12 protein-coding genes are annotated in these 16,917 nt (G+C 65.2%); 5 read left to right on the forward strand and 7 right to left on the reverse strand.

The genetic code is table 11. From position 1 onward, the window contains the following. Positions 1-291: 291 nt before the first annotated feature. From mobB to PSUB009319_RS08150, 4 genes are all read right to left on the reverse strand, one after another. Positions 292-837, reverse strand: a complete 546-nt coding sequence (gene mobB / locus PSUB009319_RS08135) for a molybdopterin-guanine dinucleotide biosynthesis protein B (protein WP_124381732.1) — start codon at positions 835-837, stop codon at positions 292-294. After that, positions 834-2,372, reverse strand: coding sequence for a D-alanyl-D-alanine carboxypeptidase/D-alanyl-D-alanine-endopeptidase (dacB, locus tag PSUB009319_RS08140; protein WP_124381733.1), 1,539 nt, complete (start codon positions 2,370-2,372; stop codon positions 834-836). The genes mobB and dacB overlap by 4 nt, the downstream gene beginning before the upstream one ends. A 138-nt stretch (positions 2,373-2,510) precedes the next feature. After that, on the reverse strand, positions 2,511-5,132 hold the full coding sequence (ligD, locus tag PSUB009319_RS08145; protein ID WP_124381734.1) for a DNA ligase D: 2,622 nt from the start codon (positions 5,130-5,132) through the stop codon (positions 2,511-2,513). Positions 5,133-5,150: 18 nt separating this feature from the next. After that, positions 5,151-6,089 (reverse strand): Ku protein, encoded by a 939-nt coding sequence (locus tag PSUB009319_RS08150; RefSeq protein WP_124381735.1) that lies wholly within the window; start codon positions 6,087-6,089, stop codon positions 5,151-5,153. Positions 6,090-6,248: 159 nt separating this feature from the next. Here PSUB009319_RS08150 and PSUB009319_RS08155 point away from each other — a divergent pair, with 159 nt between their 5' ends. The 3 genes from PSUB009319_RS08155 to PSUB009319_RS08165 all read left to right on the forward strand — a co-directional run bounded on the left by PSUB009319_RS08155 (position 6,249) and on the right by PSUB009319_RS08165 (position 8,849). Beyond that, the gene (locus tag PSUB009319_RS08155; RefSeq protein ID WP_124381736.1) at positions 6,249-7,433 is read left to right on the forward strand and encodes an MFS transporter; all 1,185 of its coding nucleotides are present in this window, start codon (positions 6,249-6,251) and stop codon (positions 7,431-7,433) included. Between the two features lie 191 nt (positions 7,434-7,624). Further along, positions 7,625-8,014 carry a hypothetical protein gene (locus PSUB009319_RS08160; protein WP_124381737.1) on the forward strand — a complete coding sequence of 130 codons (390 nt, stop codon included), beginning with the start codon at positions 7,625-7,627 and terminating at the stop codon, positions 8,012-8,014. A 19-nt stretch (positions 8,015-8,033) separates the two neighbouring features. Beyond that, a complete protein-coding gene (locus PSUB009319_RS08165) occupies positions 8,034-8,849 on the forward strand; it encodes a hypothetical protein (RefSeq protein WP_124381933.1) in 816 nt (271 codons plus the stop codon). On the opposite strand, the gene PSUB009319_RS08170 is transcribed toward PSUB009319_RS08165, so the two are convergent. Both PSUB009319_RS08170 and PSUB009319_RS08175 read right to left on the reverse strand, forming a co-directional pair. Further along, on the reverse strand, positions 8,846-9,625 hold the full coding sequence (locus tag PSUB009319_RS08170; protein WP_124381738.1) for a DUF1045 domain-containing protein: 780 nt from the start codon (positions 9,623-9,625) through the stop codon (positions 8,846-8,848). The genes PSUB009319_RS08165 and PSUB009319_RS08170 overlap by 4 nt on opposite strands. Before the next feature lie 8 nt (positions 9,626-9,633). Continuing rightward, a complete protein-coding gene (locus PSUB009319_RS08175) occupies positions 9,634-10,809 on the reverse strand; it encodes an alpha-D-ribose 1-methylphosphonate 5-triphosphate diphosphatase (protein WP_124381739.1) in 1,176 nt (391 codons plus the stop codon). A 170-nt stretch (positions 10,810-10,979) separates the two neighbouring features. Between PSUB009319_RS08175 and PSUB009319_RS08180 the strand changes: the two genes are divergently transcribed. Together PSUB009319_RS08180 and PSUB009319_RS08185 are read left to right on the forward strand one after the other, a co-directional pair. Continuing rightward, positions 10,980-13,694, forward strand: coding sequence for an EAL domain-containing protein (locus PSUB009319_RS08180; RefSeq protein WP_185453430.1), 2,715 nt, complete (start codon positions 10,980-10,982; stop codon positions 13,692-13,694). 152 nt (positions 13,695-13,846) lie between these two features. Then, positions 13,847-15,259 carry a methyl-accepting chemotaxis protein gene (locus PSUB009319_RS08185; RefSeq protein ID WP_124381741.1) on the forward strand — a complete coding sequence of 471 codons (1,413 nt, stop codon included), beginning with the start codon at positions 13,847-13,849 and terminating at the stop codon, positions 15,257-15,259. A 275-nt stretch (positions 15,260-15,534) separates the two neighbouring features. Here PSUB009319_RS08185 and PSUB009319_RS08190 read toward each other — a convergent pair whose 3' ends face one another. Further along, entirely contained in the window at positions 15,535-16,857 is a 1,323-nt protein-coding gene (locus tag PSUB009319_RS08190) for an MFS transporter (RefSeq protein WP_124381742.1), read from the reverse strand. Positions 16,858-16,917 lie beyond the last annotated feature (60 nt).

The raw sequence follows: 16,917 nt of genomic DNA on the forward strand, positions 1-16,917 counted from the left end.
GATGCTTGCGCGGCTTCGCGTCGGCAGTCCAGCAATGTCACCGCCAGCCTTGTCAGCGTGGCCTTGAGCGCGTCGTTTTGCGGCGAAACGGCGAGCCCCCGCTTGAAGCAGACCTGCGCCGCATCCGCACGCCCAGCTTCCACGTGCAGAGGCGTGGGGAGCGGAGCAAAAAAAAAACCGCGCCAGGCAGCGCGGCCGATAGACGGAAAAACATGTTGTTGGAAGGGGGCTGGCGAAACACTGGATCGCCCTATCATAGCCACGTCGCCCCGCCCGGATGTTAAGCGGGCTTCATATGCTCGCGTTGGCCAGTTGCTGCGCGGCAAACTGGTACACCGCATCTACGTCGTTCAAATCGAGCACGGTCAGGCCTTCAGGCGCTTGCACGGCATCGGGCGTATCGGTGGCCACTGCCACCACGCCGCCAATGTCTGGCCACAGCGGCGGACGGCCCAGCGAAGGGCGGAAGACTTCGATTTTCGGGAAGGTACTGCGCTTGTAGCCTTCCACGATGACGAGGTCAGTGCCGGGCGAGAGCAGCGCCAGCACGTCGTCCAACTCCGGCTCCCGGGCATTGGCGTATTCGCGCATCAGCACGAGGCGTTCGCCGCCCACCAGCACGACTTCTGCGCTGCCGGCTTCGCGCATGCGGTGCGAATCCTTGCCGGGTGAATCGAGATCGAAGCCATGGTGCGTGTGCTTGATGGCGGCCACGCGGCGCCCGTCGCGCACGAAGCGGGCGATGAGCTGTTCGACGAGCGTGGTCTTGCCGCTGCCCGACGTGCCGGTGATCCCCAGCAGCGCTTTGCGTGCAGTTGGCGTGTTCTGCGTGCTCATCGTTGTGCGCCCTGATAGATCCATTGCAGCAGCGCGTCGTGCGCTGCCTGGCCGCCGCTGGCGTTCGGGTGGTTGATCATGCTGACCACCACGAAGCGTTGGCCGCCTTCGCCTTCCACATAGCCGGCGATGGCGCGCACGTCATTAAGCGTGCCGGTCTTGATCTCGGCGTTGCCGGCCACGCCAGCGCGTGTGAGGCGGTTGCGCATGGTGCCGTCCACGCCAACCACGGGCAACGCATCGCGCAGCACGCCACCGTTCGGGTTGGCATCTGCCTGTTGCAGCAAGCGCCCCATGTTGCGTGCGCTGATGCGCTCCACGCGCGACAGGCCCGAGCCGTTCTCCAGCACCAGCTCGGGCATCGTCAGGTTCTGGTTGGCGAGCCAGCGGTTGATGACGTCTGTCGATTGGCGCACCGACGCGGGTTTGCGGCCAATTTCCGCGCCGATGGTGAGGAATAGCTGGCGCGCCATCACGTTGTTCGAATACTTGTCGATGTCGTGCACAACTTCCGACAGCGGCGGCCCGTAGTGCGTGGCCAGCAGAACGGCCTGACGCGGCACCTTGCCCTCGCGCAGACCGGGCGTGAAGCGCGTCGTGCCGCCGGCCTGCTGCCACAGCGCCAGGAAGCCGCCCCAGATGAAGTCGGCATGCGTGAGCGCGGCGATGTTGTACACGCGTTCGCCGCACGCGGCGGCATAGCGGCCGTCGAAACTGGCGAGCACGTGGCCATCGGTCTGGGTGGTGATGTTGGCGCCAGACGTCGTTTTCCAGTCGCCGCAGCCGCCGCGTGTGGTGCGCAGTTGGTTGTCGATCTGCAATTGCGCCAACGGCGGAGATACATCGACGTTGACCGCGCCGTTGCCGGCGTCGGGCGATAGCGTGAACGTCAGTGTCTTGAACGAATACAGCAGCGCATCGGGCGCCACGTTGTACGCACGCGCGCTGTCGCCATCGAGCGGTGGCGCTTCGGACAGTCCGCTCTCGAAGTAAGTGCGGTCCAGCACGATATTGCCGGCCAGTTCGTCCACCCCGGCGCGACGCACGCCGGTCACCAGCTTGACGAGCTCTTCCGGAATCAGCTTCGGATCACCCTGGCCGCGCAGATACAGGTTGCCGTTGAGCGTGCCATTGACGGGCTGGCTGTCAGCGTAGGCCGTGGTTTTCCAGCGGAAGTCCGGGCCGAGCAGGTCCAGCCCCGCGAAGGTGGTCAGCAGCTTCATGGTCGACGCCGGGTTCATTCCCGTGTCGGCATTCCATTGCAGGATGGGCGTGGCGGTGCCGGTGCGGATCACGAACACGCTCACCGCATCCAGCGGGATGTGCGCGCGCGCAAAGGCCATCGCCACATTGGCGGGCAGTCCGGCGGGGTTGTGCACGGCCTGGCGCGCCTGCGAGGCGGTGGCGCGCGGTGCGGCGGGTGCTTTGGCCTTCTTGGCGTGGGCCAGCGGCGAGGCCGCAACAGCGAAGAGCACCGCGCAGGCAAAGGCGCTGCGCGACAGAGTCAGCAAACGGGTCGGACGAATTCGGGCCATCGGCGGGGGCAGAGTGGGGCGCACACACGTGCGCCAAGTGCGGACGCAGGCATGTTAACGCAGCCACCCCGCACTTCGGCCGACAAGCAATGGGGCCTTCCCCGTCCAATTCTTTAAGAATCGTCAGCGTGTGACGGTTCAGTCATCGGCGCCGATGCGCTTGCGCATGTCGGCGGTAACGGATTGACGCGTGCTGGCGTAGTCGGCCCATGGGTCGGCCTTGAGCTTGGCGAGCCGGTCCGGCAGCGTGCGCAGCGTCCACTGGGCAGACGACTGCAGCCCCGCCAGTTCGTCATGGCGGATCGGCACCGATACGGGTAACCCCACCCGCGCACGCACCGAATAGGCTGCCACCGTGCTTGCACCGCGGTTGTTGCGCAGATAGTCGATAAAGATCTTCCCCACGCGGTTCTGCGGCCCCATCTTGGCGACGAAGCGGTCGGGGAACGTGGCCGCCATATGCCGCACGACGGCCTGTGCAAAATCTTTGAGCACGTCCCAGCCGGCGGCCTCACGCCGCATGAGCGGCACCATCACGTGCATGCCGTGGCCGCCGCTGGTTTTCAGGAAAGCCTTCAGGCCCAGTTCATCGAGCAACGCGAGCGTGAGTTGCGTGGCTTCGATCACGCGCGTGAAGGGCAGTGCCGGGTCGGGGTCGATATCGAAGACGATGCGGTCGGGTTGTTCGATGCGGTCGGCCAGCGCGTTCCAGGTGTGGAATTCCACCGTGCCCATCTGCACCGCGCCGACCAGCGCTTGAGGCGAACCAATCGCCAGCAGCGATGCGTGCCCCGGGTCCAGCGACGGGTCGAGTTGCGTGATGCCCGGCAGCTTGAGCGCCGCCGCATGCTTCTGGAAGAAGTGCTCGCCATCGATGCCATCCGGCGCGCGCACCAGCGAGACGGGCCGGTCGTGCAGATGCGGCAGCATCCAGCTCGCCACGCTTGCGTAGTAGCGTGCGAGATCGGCCTTGGTCGTGCCGCTGGCCTTTTCGATCACGCGCGCCGGGTGTGTGATGTCCACGCCTGCGATGCGCTCTGCGCCTGGGTGCACCTTGCGTTCGGTCGCTTTCATGGCGCGATTCTCCTTGCGGGCCGCGCCAGTTGCGCCGGCAGACTTGGCAGTTTCGCGCACGATGCTGCGCGCAGGTTTGTCGTCGCGCAAACCGTGGAATACGGCCTGTCGCACGATGCCTTCGCGCGTCCACTCCGCAAAGGCGATCTCGGCCACGCGTTCCGGTTTCACCCATTGCACGTCGCGGGCATCGGCGCCAGTGGGTGGGTTGGCAAAAGGTGGCGTGTCGATGCTCAAGCCGCGCAGTTCATGATGCAGAGCGCGCAGGCTTGTCTCGTTGAAGCCGGTGCCGACGCGGCCCGCATAGCGCAGTGCGCCTGCATCGTCATACACGCCGAGCAGTAGCGCGCCAAAGCCGCTGCGGCTGCCCTTGGGTGCGCTGTAGCCGCCGATCACGAACTCCTGGCGTTGCCCGCATTTGAGTTTGATCCACGCGGGGCTGCGGCCGGCGCGGTACGGCGCATCCGCGCGCTTGCCGATCACCCCTTCGAGCGACATGCTGCATGCGGAAGAGAGCAAGTCTTCGGGCGCCGCCTGGAACGTGCCTGAGAACAGCACGGCGTCGCGGTCCAGGTCGCCCGGGGCCGCATCGAGAATGCGTTGCAGCAGCGCCCGCCGTTCGCGCAGTGGCACGCCACGCAAGTCCATGCCGTTGCAGAACGGGATGTCGAACAGGTAGTACGCAATGCGGTCAGCATGCGCGGTTTCAAAGGCGTTCTGCAGCGCCTGAAAGTCCGGCACGCCGCGCTCGCCCATCACCACGACTTCGCCGTCGAGCCACGCTTCACGCAGGCCCAACGCATGCAGCGTGCGCGCCTGGCGCGGCAGCTTGGCTGTCCAGTCGTGGCCATTGCGGCTGAACAGGCGCACGGTGCTGCCGTCAATGCGCGCGAGGATGCGGTAGCCGTCGAACTTGACTTCGTAGTCCCATTCGCCATGCGCAGGCGGTGCATCGACCAGTGTGGCGAGCTGCGGCGCCAGCGTTCTGGGCAACGTGCCGGGCACGGCACCGTCAGGCGGCTGGACTTGTGCCGGCCCGGTTCGCCGCGCCTTGCGGCTATCGGCGCGGGCTGGGGGTTTTTCGCCGACGTTCTCCCCTGTGATGACGCTGGCGGGCATGGCCTGTGTCACGTCGTAGTCGCTTGCGGGGCGGACCTGATCGTCGCGCTCTTTGATCAGCAGCCACTGTTCTTTCGGATGCTTGCCGGTGCCGCGCAAGTGCGTGCGCACGAGCGCCCACGCGCCGTGCAGCTTCTCGCCGTCAAGATCGAACTTGAGCTTGCCGTCGCGGTATGCCTTGCGTGGGTCGCCATGCGGGCGCCACGTGCCGCGATCCCACACGATCACGTCGCCGCCGCCGTACTGGCCTTCGGGGATGTGGCCTTCGAAATCTGCATAGTCGAGCGGGTGGTCTTCAACATGCACGGCGAGGCGCTTGTCGGCCGGGTCCAGGCTCGGGCCTTTCGGGACGGCCCAGCTCTTGAGCGTGCCGTCGAGTTCAAGCCGGAAGTCGTAATGCAGCCGTGTTGCGTCGTGCTTCTGGATGACGAAGTGCAGCGTGCCATTGTCGCGGCGTTCGTCGGCCTTGCGGCGTGCGCCCGCGGGTTCGTTTGTCTGCGTGAAATCGCGCTTGCGGCGGTAGTCGGCAAGATGGTTGGCGAGATGGTTGGCGAGGGGGCGTGGCATGGTGTCAGCTCCGTCAGGCTACGCGCGCTTGCGTGTGGCCGTCTTGCGCGCCGTTTTGGTGGCTGCTTTGGTGGCTGTTTTGGTGGCCGCTTTGCGTGGTGCCCGCTTGCGCGCCGCGGGCTGTTCCGCTGCTTCGTCGTTCGATGCGCCTTTGCTCTTGCCGCGCTTGGCGAGGCTCTGACGCAGCAGGTCGGTCAGGTCAATCACGTTGTCGGTGCGCGGCGCCGTGTGTCCTGTTTCCACGGGTTCCACCGATTCCGTGCGGCCGGCGCGCACCTTGCGATCAACCAGCGCCAGGATATCGTCGCGAAACGTGTCGTGGTATTGCGTCGGGTCCCATGTGCCGCTCATGTCGTCGATGAGTTTTTCGGCCATGTCGATTTCCTTGGCCGAGAGCTTGGCGGCCTTGGCGCGCTCTTCCGGCACGTCCAGTTCCGACCAGTCGCGCACTTCGTTGGACCACCGCAGCGTATGCAGCACCAGTACCGGCCCCAGTGGAATCAGTGCCGCCAGATGCTGCTTGGTGTGCAGCACCACGTTGGCCACGCCAATCTTCTGCGATCGCGCCAGCGCCTCGCGCAACAAGGCGTAGACCTTCTCCCCGCGCCGGTCGGGCGCAAGAAAGTAGGGTGTGTCGAGATAGAGAAACGGAATCTCCGCCGCATCCACGAAGGTCAGCAGATCCACCGTTTGCGTAGAGACCGGGTTGGCGGCGCGGATGTCCTCGTCGGTGAGGATCGCGTAGCGGTCTTTCTCGTAGGCGTAGCCGCGCACAATCTGCTCGCGTGGCACTTCCTTGCCGGTGGTTTTGTTGATGCGCTTGTAGCCGACGCGATCCATGGTGCGGCGGTCGAGCCAGTCGAAGTCGAGGCCGTCGCTGCGGGTGGCCGGATACAGCGCAACCGGAATGTGGACGAGGCCGAAGCTCACGGCGCCCTTCCATATCACGCGGGGCATGGCAGATCTCCCGAAGGCGGTGATGTGCGTGGTGACGCAAGCAGCATACCCGCATGGCTTAGCGCGCACGGTGCGCGTCATACGTTCTTCAGCCGGGCGCGGTAGCATGACGCCTTTGCGGTGCAGCACGTTGCGCCGCGTATTTCTCAGCAGTCCTTCATGTCTTCCGAATACGTTCAATCCGCCGGCGCATTGCAACCTCGCCGGCTTCCCCTGTCAGCCCGCGCGGCGACGATGGCGCTTTTTTTCGTCAACGGTGCAACGTTTGCGACCTGGGGCATTCACATCCCTACGGTAAAGGCCCGCTTCGGGTTGTCCGAGGCGTCGCTGTCGCTGGCGATGTTTGTGGTGGCGGCCGGAGCGATCCTCTCGATCAAATTCGTGGGCCGTTGGGTCGCGCGCGTCGGCACCCAGCACGCCAGCATGCGCGGAGGCATCGCTTTCAGCGCAATGCTCGCGCTGATCATGCTGATGCCCACTTACCCAGTGCTGCTGGTGGCGCTGTTTCTGTTCGGCATCAGCACCGTTGGGTTTGATGTGGCGATCAATGCACAGGCCACCACGGTGGAGGCTCACCACCACAAGCCCATCATTTCATCGCTGCATGGCATGTTCAGCCTCGGCGGCATGGTGGGTGCGGCCTTGGGCGGCGTGTTGTTGGAGTTGGGCGTATCTGCGGCGGTGCATTGCGGTGGCATGGCATTGGTCTTGATGGCGACGGCGCTGTGCGCAGGGCCGTTCATGCTGCCCGATCACGTGCATGCAGAAGGTGAGACCGCACACCCGACCACCGGCCGCACGCTGTTCGTGCTCGGTCTGCTGGCTTTCCTGGGGCTGTTGGGCGAAGGCGCAATGTACGACTGGACGACCGTGTACATGCGCGAGATTGCGCAATCGCCCGAAGCCATCGCCAGCGCGGGTTATGCGGCGTTTTCCGGTGGGATGGCGCTCGCGCGCTTTGGCGGCGATTTTGCACGCGGGCGCTGGGGCAACATGCGTGTGCTGGGCGCCAGTGGCGTGCTGGCAACGGGCGGCATCCTGCTTGCCTTGTTGTGGCCCGCCCCGACTGCTGTCCTGGCAGGTTTTGCGCTGATGGGTGTGGGCGCAGCCAACATGGTGCCGATCTTCTTTATCACCGCCTCGCGCCTGCCGGGCGTGCCGGCGGCCGAAGGTATTGCCACCGTGGCGCGCTTTGCCTACGTGGGCTTGCTGATCGGCCCGGTCATCATCGGGCTGATTGCGCATCGCTCTGACCTGCGCTGGGGGTTGTCGGTGGTGGCGCTCACTATGGCGCTGATTGCGGTGGCGGGGCCGCGTGCGATCCGCCAGCCGGAGCCTCGTTAAACCCCCTCGCTTCTGCCAAAAAAATAAGCAGTTTCTGTGCGTTGACTTTCCTGTGCGCTTGCCATAGCTTACGGCGAGGAGAGGGGGTTTTCCGGCGCCGTTGCCAACGAGCCAGTTGCGCACGACATCGGGATGCGTTCAAAACGAGGCTGTGCCATCAGCCCAAACGACCCATAGCAAAGGAGCTTCAGATGCCGTACAAACGTCTTACCCTCGTGGCAGCGGTAGCTGTCTTGGCAGCCATCGGCACCGTGGCCCACGCGCAGACTGACCAGAAGAAGTTCGACCCCTATAGCCAAGGCGCAAAAGCCGGCGACAAGTTTGACCCGTATAGCCAAGGCGCCAAGGCTGGTGACAAGTTCGACCCATACTCGCAGGGCGCCAACAAGAACGACAGCACCGCCAGCGCGCTCAACCCGGGCGCCCAACCGGCCAATGTGGAGAAGGGCAAGTACGACCCGTACACCCAAGGCGCCAAGGCCGGCGACAAGTTCGACCCGTATAGCCAGGGTGCCAAGGCTGGCGGCAAGTTTGACCCGTACAGCGAAGGCGCCAACAAGAAGGACGCGCCCAAGCAGTAAGCCCGTGCCGATCGGGTTCATGAAGACGCTGATGCATCGCCCGATGCATCGGCGTTTTTCTTTATGGCGTGCCGCTGCAGCCCTGGCGGTGGTTACGTTGGCGTTGCCCGCGCATGCGGCGGGGCTGTGTTCTGCGCCGTGGGTGCATGACGGCAGCCGCGTGCGCCTGGACGGCAACGGCAAGACGCCGATGATCGTCGAGTTCACGCTGCATGACGTCAACCGCGACATCCAGGATGGCTGCGAAATCGGCCTCCACATCTATGCAAAGTCGGGCCTCGTCGCCTTGGGTGGCCGGCCGATCGAGACGGTGCAGGAGCATCAACTGCTGGTGGACGAAGCCGGCGTGGTCACGCGCGTGGTGAGCATCAATGGCAAGGTGTTTGCGCAAAGCGAGCATGCCGATCTGGTGGGCACCGTGAGCACCGCCATCTCCGGAATGTTCCTGTACGGCGCGGGCCTTGCACCTGAGGCCGAGATGCTGCCGGGCGATACGTACGAATCGAGTTTCGATTTCGATGTGGTATCGCCGCGGGTGGGTATTTCTGTGGGGCGCATGCGTGCCGAGCACGCCAGGGTGGAGGTGTCGGAGCGCGAGGTGGGCCCGCCGCAGCCGATGAACACCGTTGTTGGCCAACTGCAGTGCCGGCCGATTCGTTACACGCGCACGGCCCGGCTCGGCGTGCTGCGGCTGGGCAATGAAACGATCGAGCCTGACCCGACCGTCGCGCATATCACCGATTGGTACTGCCCCGAGGCAGCCGTGGTGATGCGCCAGGAGGTCGAGCAGCACGGCCAGACGCAAGTGATCGACGTGGTCGAACTCACGCGCTAGGTGCTCTGCCGTGCGGCGTCGAAATTTACGATGCCCCCATCAAACCGGTACACACGTGCCACCGTGAACGGCGCTTGCGGCGCAGGCTGCGAGAACAGCGCGATGTGGTCGATGGGCATGGCCGCTGGCAGCACCACACGTGTGGCCTCCAGCGCGCGATAGCACGCAAGCTGCTCGGCACGGCCGAGCCGCCCGGTGAGCGTGATGTGGAACGTGAACGTGCCAAACACGTACGGATAGCCCCAACGCTGCAGATGACGCTCCTGCGCATCCGACAGGCCTGCACGGCGGCGGTGTGCGAGTTCTGCGGGCGGTGGCGGCGCGCGGAAGGCATCGAACTCGCCGACACACGCATCGGCCAACTGGTGGAGCGTGTCGCGGGCCGGATCACCATGACGCAGGCGCCACGCCAGAAAGCCGCGCAGCGTCTGCAAAGCCGGCTCGATCATGAAGGCTTGCTGCTGCGGCGCGAACTGGCGCAGGGCGGCGTCCAGCTCGTCGACGGTGCGATCGCTCGCGAGGCGAAACGGCGGCTTGAACGTCGCGTGCAGGCCGTACTGGCGAGGCGCTTCGGTCCAGCGGTCGAGCGTGGCGAGGTCGATGCGGGCTTCGCGCACGAACGACTCGCGCTGATCAGCAGGGATGGTTGCGTTGTGCCGCGCGCAGCGGCCAAGCCAGCGTGTGCCGAGCCCGTACCACGGCTCGGGCGGCAACAGGTAGAGCGCGTACCGCCACGCTGCGGGCAGGGGTGGGAGCGGGGGCAGAGGCATGTCCATGCTGGCGCTCAGCCGATCAGCGGCAGATGCCCGCTGGCATGGCGCAGTCGGCCGCCCACGACGGCAGCCACCACGCGCGGCAGGCCGGGGCGGCGGTCGTCCACCACGATGGCATCTGCGCGCAGGCCAGGCGCAAGCGCGCCACGATCCGTCAGGCCAGCGGCTTGCGCCGGATTGGCGGCCACCAGCCCCCACGCGTCGGCCAGCGGCACCACTCCGCGCTCGGCCAGCTTGAACGGCGCGGCCAGCAGAGCGGGGTAGTAGTAGTCGGATGCCAGCACGGTGCCCAGCCCCGCCGCCACCATGGCCCCCGCATCGGGCGCGCCGTGGTGGCTGCCGCCGCGTACCACGTTGGGTGCGCCAAAGACGATGTGTCCGCCGTGCGCGCGCGCCGCCTGCGCAACGTCTTCGGTCAACGGAAATTCTGTGACGGTGCAGCCGTGCGCGTGGAAAGTGTTGCGCGTGGCAATGTCGGGCTCGTCGTGCGAAGCCATGCAGATGCCGTGTTGCTGTGCCGCCCGCGCGAGCGTGCCGGTCACCTCGTCAAGCCTCGTGGCGTTGCCTGCGGCGGCGTTCAGACGCGCAAGGAATGTGTTGATGTCGCATTCGGCGCGATCGGCGTATTGTGCGAGCTTGCGCGCGTCGCCCAGCTTGTTGCGCATCATGGGCAGGTGATCGTTGAACGACAGAAAGTGCACGCGGCCGGCGTGTATCCACGCTAGCGCATCGGCAACGCCGTCGGCGTGGTGCAGCTCGAAGCGCAGGTGCATCAGGTGCTGGGCCCCCAAGTGCGGGCGCATGGCGTCGAGTGTGTCGAGCATGTGCAGAGCATAGGCGCGGCCCCGCAAGCCGCCCTCCCAGGAGTACGTCACGCCGTGGAATTCGGTCGTGATGCCGTTGGCGAGCAATTGGCCGTCAACGTCGGCCAGCGCGGTTTCGTAAGGGAAGGCCACGCCGGGGCGTGGCATGACGGCGCGCTCGAACGCATCGCCGTGCAGATCAATAATGCCGGGCAGGACGAGCAGGTCGCCGCAGTCGATCATGCCGCGCGTCGGGTTGGCATCACACGCGGCGATATGCCCATCGCGGAACTGCACGGCAGCTACCGCCAGACCTTCGGCCAACAGAGTACGTCGCGAAATCAGGCCAGCCACGTGGCCGACGGAAGACGAAAACGATTGCATAAGGCCAACTTGCGAACAGTTGCGCTGGGACGTCGTGCGGGCATTGTGCCGCAACTGGTGTGCCGCTTATCCGCACATTGGCCATTTGCCCCACTCTGAAGTGGGGAGAGGCAGCCGAACGCCTTAACTTTCCCGACACGATGGTCGATATCGTTGAAAAGAGCCCTGATATGGACGCCACCTCTGCAGAGCGACCGGACCGTCCCGAACCGGACGTGATTGACCAGGACAGCCCCAGGCCGCTGCCGCTCGCTGACGACCGCTACGAAGCGCTTGTCCGGCAAATGCCGGATACGCTCTACATCGTGGCGGACGACATCATCGTTTTCATCAACGAGGCGGGCGTTCGGCTGTTTGGCGCGCAGTCGGCGCGCGATATCGTCGGCCATGATCTGAACGAGTTTGTGCACGACAACTCGACGCACCTCGCCCGCCAGCGCCGCGAGTGGATGGTCGCGCACGGCGCGGGCCTGCCGCCCGTAGAGCAGACTTTGCTGCGCTGCGATGGCACGCCGGTGGAGGTGGAAGTGCTCTCCGCGCCGGTGCAGCTTGGCTGGCGCACCGCCATCCAGGTTGTGGCGCGCGACATCACCCAGCGCAAGCAGGCCGAGCAGGCCCTGCGCGAATCCGAAGCCAATTACCGGGCACTGGCCGCTGAGACCGCACGCGCCAAGGAATTGCTGCGCTGCGAAAAGACAGTGCTCGAACTGAGCTCGCGCAATGTGCCGATGCTCGATCTGCTGGCCGAGGTGTGCCGCCTGGTTGAGACGTTGCTCGATGACGGCGCGATGTGCTCGGTGCTGCTGTCCGGTGATGGCGAACACATCACGCAGGCTGTGGCGCCGTCGCTGCCGTACATGCTGTCGGAGGTGCTGCTGGGTATGAGGATCGGCCCGGCGCATGGCTCGTGCGGGACGGCCATGTTCCTCAACAAGCGCGTGATCGTCGAAGACATCAGCGCCGACCCGCTGTGGGACGACTACCGCGACATCTTTGCGCCGCTGGGCCTGCGCGCATGCTGGTCCACACCCATTCGCGGCGACAACGCCCAGATGATTGGTGCGATGGGCATCTACTACGACACCCCGCGCGCGCCCACGCCCGACGCCATGGGGCTGCTCGATGGCATTACCGATATCGTGGGTGTGGCGGTGCAGAAGGCGCGCATTGCGCGCGACCTGCAAGAGAGCGAAGAGCGTTACCGCCTGGCCGTCGACAACCTGACCGAAGGCATCGTCGTGCAATCGGCGGACGGCGTTATCCTCGCGTGCAACCCGAGCGCGCGGCGCATTCTGCGGGCGGGCAACCTGTCGCCGGTGGGCACCAGCCATCTGGCGCTGATGCGCCGGTCCTTGCGGGAAGACGGCAGCGAGATCCCGCTCAACGAACGGCCCACACGCGTGGTGCTGGCCACCGGCCGGCCGCTGCTGGGCCTGACCGTTGGGCTGGAACTGGTAGACGGCGACATCGTATGGGTGCACGAAAACGTGCTGCCCATCGTGCGCCCTGGCGACGACGCACCGTCAGCCGTGCTCATCTCGTTCAACGACATCGGCCCGGCGCGCGCGGCACAGCAGCAACTCACCTTCCTCGCGCAGCGCGACGCGCTAACCGGTTTGTATAACCGTGCGTTTTTCTCGCAGCGCATGCAGGCGGTGATGGAGCAGGCCGCCAGCCAGGCGCGCCAGGTTGCCGTGCTGTTCCTGGACCTGGACGGCTTCAAGAAGGTGAACGACACCGCCGGCCACGAAGCGGGCGACCATCTGCTGCGCATCGTCGCGCAGCGCCTGTCTGCCTGCGTGCGACAGAGCGATACGCTGGCGCGTCTGGGCGGTGATGAATTTGTGGTGCTGCTCGACAACGTGCGCTCGTTGAGTGAAGCGGAGCGGTTGGCCAAGCGCATCGTCCATTCGATCGCGCAGCCGTTTTCAACAAGTGGCACGGAGTACTACCTCGGCGCGTCGATCGGCATTGCGCTGTACCCCGAGCACGGCAACGATGCCGCCACGCTGCTGCGCTGCGCCGATGCGGCCATGTACAACGCCAAGCAGAACGGTCGCAACCAGCATCGCGTGTACACCGCGCGCCTGTCGCAGCGTGCGCAGCGCCGCTTCCAGTTGGAATACCACCTGCGCCGCGCGCTGACTGCGGGCGAGCTGTCGCTGCGCTTCCAGCCCATCGTCGATGCCACGTCGATGGACATCGTGGGTGCAGAAGTGCTGCTGCGTTGGCATAGCGCCGAGTTGGGCGATGTGTCCCCCGCCGAGTTCATTCCCGTGGCCGAAGACGCCGGGTTGATCGGCGACATTGGCGAATGGGTGCTGGCGCAGGCGTGCCATCAGGCCGCGCACTGGCGTGCCACCTGCATGCCGGATTTCTTCATCGCCGTGAACCTGTCGCCGCGCCAGTTTGGCGACGGGCTGGTGCCGACCATCTCGCGTTGCCTGACCGAGGCCGGCCTGCCTGCGCGCGCGCTGGAGATGGAGATCACCGAAGGGCTGCTGATGCGCGATACCGCCGCAGTGATGCCGATGCTCGATGCGCTGACGGCATTGGGCATTCGCATCTCGGTCGACGATTTCGGCACGGGGTATTCGTCGCTGTCGTATCTGCAGCGCTTCCCGATCGACAACCTGAAAGTGGACCGCTCGTTCGTCTCCGGAATTCCGCGCCATCGTGATTCGGTGGTGATTTCGCGCGCCATCGTGGCGATGGCCGCGTCGCTGGACATGACCGTGACGGCCGAGGGCGTTGAGACGCTGGAGCAGGCCGAGTTTCTGCAAGCTGCCGGCTGCGACAAGTTGCAAGGCTTCCTGTTTGGCCCACCCATGACGGCCGCTGCCTACGAGGCCAGGCTGCGCCGCGACCAGCCTGCGCAGGCATAGTGCTGCGCAAGGCCCGTGTAATGCCCCCGTAAGTCAGGGCGGGTAGCGTCACTCAAGCCTGCATGCGTTTGCGCCGATACACCCTGTAGAGGGTCGCTCGCGCCTTGCGCGAGCGCGCACAAAACAACAACGACAACTGGAGACCACCGCACGTGAAGCCATTCGCCTGGGGCCGCGGCCCGAAAGCCTCTTCCGAACTCGTCGCCCGCATTGCCGAAGAGGCCGGCCGCGTGGGCATGGGCATTTGTGAGGTATCCGGCAACGTGGAAGACGTGGCCGTGCGCCTGCGCCGCCAGGCCGATGTGTTTGACCAATTGCGCAACGCTGCCGATGTCACCATGCGCGGCAATCACGATATCGCCGTGGCAGCGCGCCATGCGCGTGAAGTGGCATCGCATGCCAGCGGGGAGGTGAGCGATTCACGCGCCACAGTGGACGCATCGCTGCGCGATATTCGCGAGCTGGCCGTTGGCGTGGCCAGCATGGAGCAGCAGATCGCGGCGCTGCGTGAAGCGTTGATCCACGTGGCACAGGCATCCGAGCAGATTTCGCAGATCGCCAGGCAGACCAACCTGCTGGCCATCAACGCTGCCATTGAAGCGGCGCGCGCGGGGGAATCGGGCCGCAGTTTTGCGGTTGTTGCCGGTGCGGTCAAACAGCTTGCCGGCCAGACCGCAGAGGCCACGCAGCGCATTGAAACCACCCTGGCCGACTTGTCTGGCCAGACCGACAAGCTGATCGGCGACAGCAGCGCGAACGTGGCACGCGCCCAGCGTGTGGATGCAGGCACGCAGGCGATTGGCGCGGTGATTGGCGTGGCGGGCGAGGCCATTGCGCGCTTCGACGCCGAGGCCACCAGCATTGCCGAATCCACCGCTGCCATCGAAGGCGAATGCGTGTCGCTTGCGCGTGAGGTGGATGCGATGGCCGAGGGCGTCAGGCAATCGAGCCACAACATCGACAACGCGCAGCAGCAGCTCTCGGGTTTGCTGGGCGCGTCAGAAACGTTGATTCGGTTGACGGCCTCAACGGGTGTGCGCAGTGCGGATACGCCGTTTATCGAAGCGGTGCAGGCTGCGGCGGGCAAGATCAGCGCGCTGTTTGAATCCGCGTTGGCGCGTGGCGATATCAGCGAGGGCGACTTGTTCGACCGCGCGTATGCGCCGGTGCCCAATACCGATCCGCCGCAGCATCTGACGCGGTTTACGACGTTCACGGATCGCGTGCTGCCTGCGGTGCAGGAGCCTTTGTTGACGCTTGATCCCCGCGTGGTGTTTTGTGCGGCGGTGGATACCAATGGCTATCTGCCGACGCATAACTTGAAGTTCTCGCAGCCGCAGGGCAGTGATGCGGCCTGGAATGCGGCCAACAGCCGGAACCGGCGGTTGTTTGCTGACCGCACTGGCCTGGGCGCTGCACGCAATACCGAGGCGTTTTTGTTGCAGACCTATCGCCGCGATATGGGAAATGGCACGTTTGCGATGATGAAGGACGTTTCTGCGCCGATCTATGTGAAGGGACGGCACTGGGGTGGGGTGCGGATGGGCTACAAGGTGGCGGGCTGAGCGCCAGGGTGCATTGAGGGGTTCTGGACATCGCCTTTGATGTTCAGAACGGCAGTGGTTGCGTTCGGAACTCCATCGGTGCGGTTTGGAACCTTGTTGGTGGGGTTCTGGCGTTGGTGGTGTCCTTCTGTCGTGCCAAAGAAAGTCAGCAAAGACAGGCGCGCCCAAAAATCCACGGCGCCATCTGCGGCAGGAACGTCAACGGCCAAACCGCCGTGGCGCTTGGGTTGGCGCCACGGCGGTTTCTTTGAGGGGTGGGTGCGGGTGCTCGGTGCTTAATGCTTGCGCGTGCCGAGGATGACCAGCACCGCTGCACCCAACTCCAGCACGGCGACAAAGTACAGGCCGGCCGACAGGTGGCCGGTGCTCGTCTTCAGCCAGCCGATCATGTACGGCGCGACGAAGCCTGCCAGGTTGCCGATGGAGTTGATGAGTGCGATGCCGCCTGCGGCCGCGGTGCCCGCCAGGAATACGGCCGGGATCGACCAGAACACCGGGAACGCGGCCAGAATGCCGATCGCTGCCACCGTCAATGAGATCAGTGCCAGCAACGGCGAGCCCAGCGTTGCGCCTGTCGCCACCAAGCCGGCGCTGGCGATGAGGGCGGCCATGGCGCAGTGCATGCGGCGTTCGCCGGTGCGGTCAGAATGTGCTCCGTTCCACACCATCGCAATCGTGCCGGCGATGAACGGGATGGCCGAGATCAGGCCGATGTGGAAATTGCCCTGCACGCCCAGTTCCTTGATGATCGACGGCGTCCAGAACGCGATGGTGGCGTTGCCGCTGACCACGCAGAAGTAGATCGCGGCGCAGATCCACACGCGGGCATTGGCCAGTGCGGCGCCAAACGAGGCGTGCTTGGCAGGGTCGCGGTTTTCCGCTTCAACGGTGCGGATGACGGCGTCTTGTTCGGCGGCGGAAAGCCACTTGGCCTGGCGCGGCGTCTCTGGCAGCCAGGCCAGCACGGCAAAGCCTGCCAGCACAGAAGGAATGCCTTCGAGCAGGAAGAGCCATTGCCAGTTGGCCAGGTGCCCCACGCCTTCCATGCGGCTCATGATGAAGCCCGCTACCGGGCCCCCCACCACGCCCGCAATCGCAAACGACGTCATAAACAGGCTGTTGATGCGCGCGCGATGTGCGCTGGGAAACCAGTACGTCAGGTACAGCACCACGCCCGGGAAAAAGCCCGCTTCGAAGATGCCCAGCAGGAAGCGCATCACGTAGAACGACGTTGGTGTCTTCACATAGATCATCGCCATCGAGGCCAGGCCCCACAGTATGGTGATGCGCGCCAGCGTTTTGCGTGCACCGATCTTTTCGAGCAGCAGGTTGCTCGGCACTTCAAACAGGAAGTAGCCGATGAAGAAGATGCCTGCGCCCAGGCCGTACACCGCTTCGCTGAACTGCAGGTCTTGCAGCATCGACAGCTTGGCGAACCCGACGTTGACGCGGTCGATCCACGCGAGGATGAACAGCACCACCAGGAACGGCACCAGCCGATACGCAATGCGGCGATAGGTGACATCCAGCTCGGTGCTGTGGAGCGGTTTGCCTGCGGGTTCTGCCGGATCGGCTTGCAGGGCTTGGGTTTGCGACATGGTTTCCTCCAATGGCGTGAGAGCTTGCCTGCGCTTCGTTGTGCCGCTTGGGTGTGCGAA

Source organism: Ralstonia sp. SET104, assembly GCF_003851545.1.
Classification (GTDB): Bacteria; Pseudomonadota; Gammaproteobacteria; order Burkholderiales; family Burkholderiaceae; genus Ralstonia.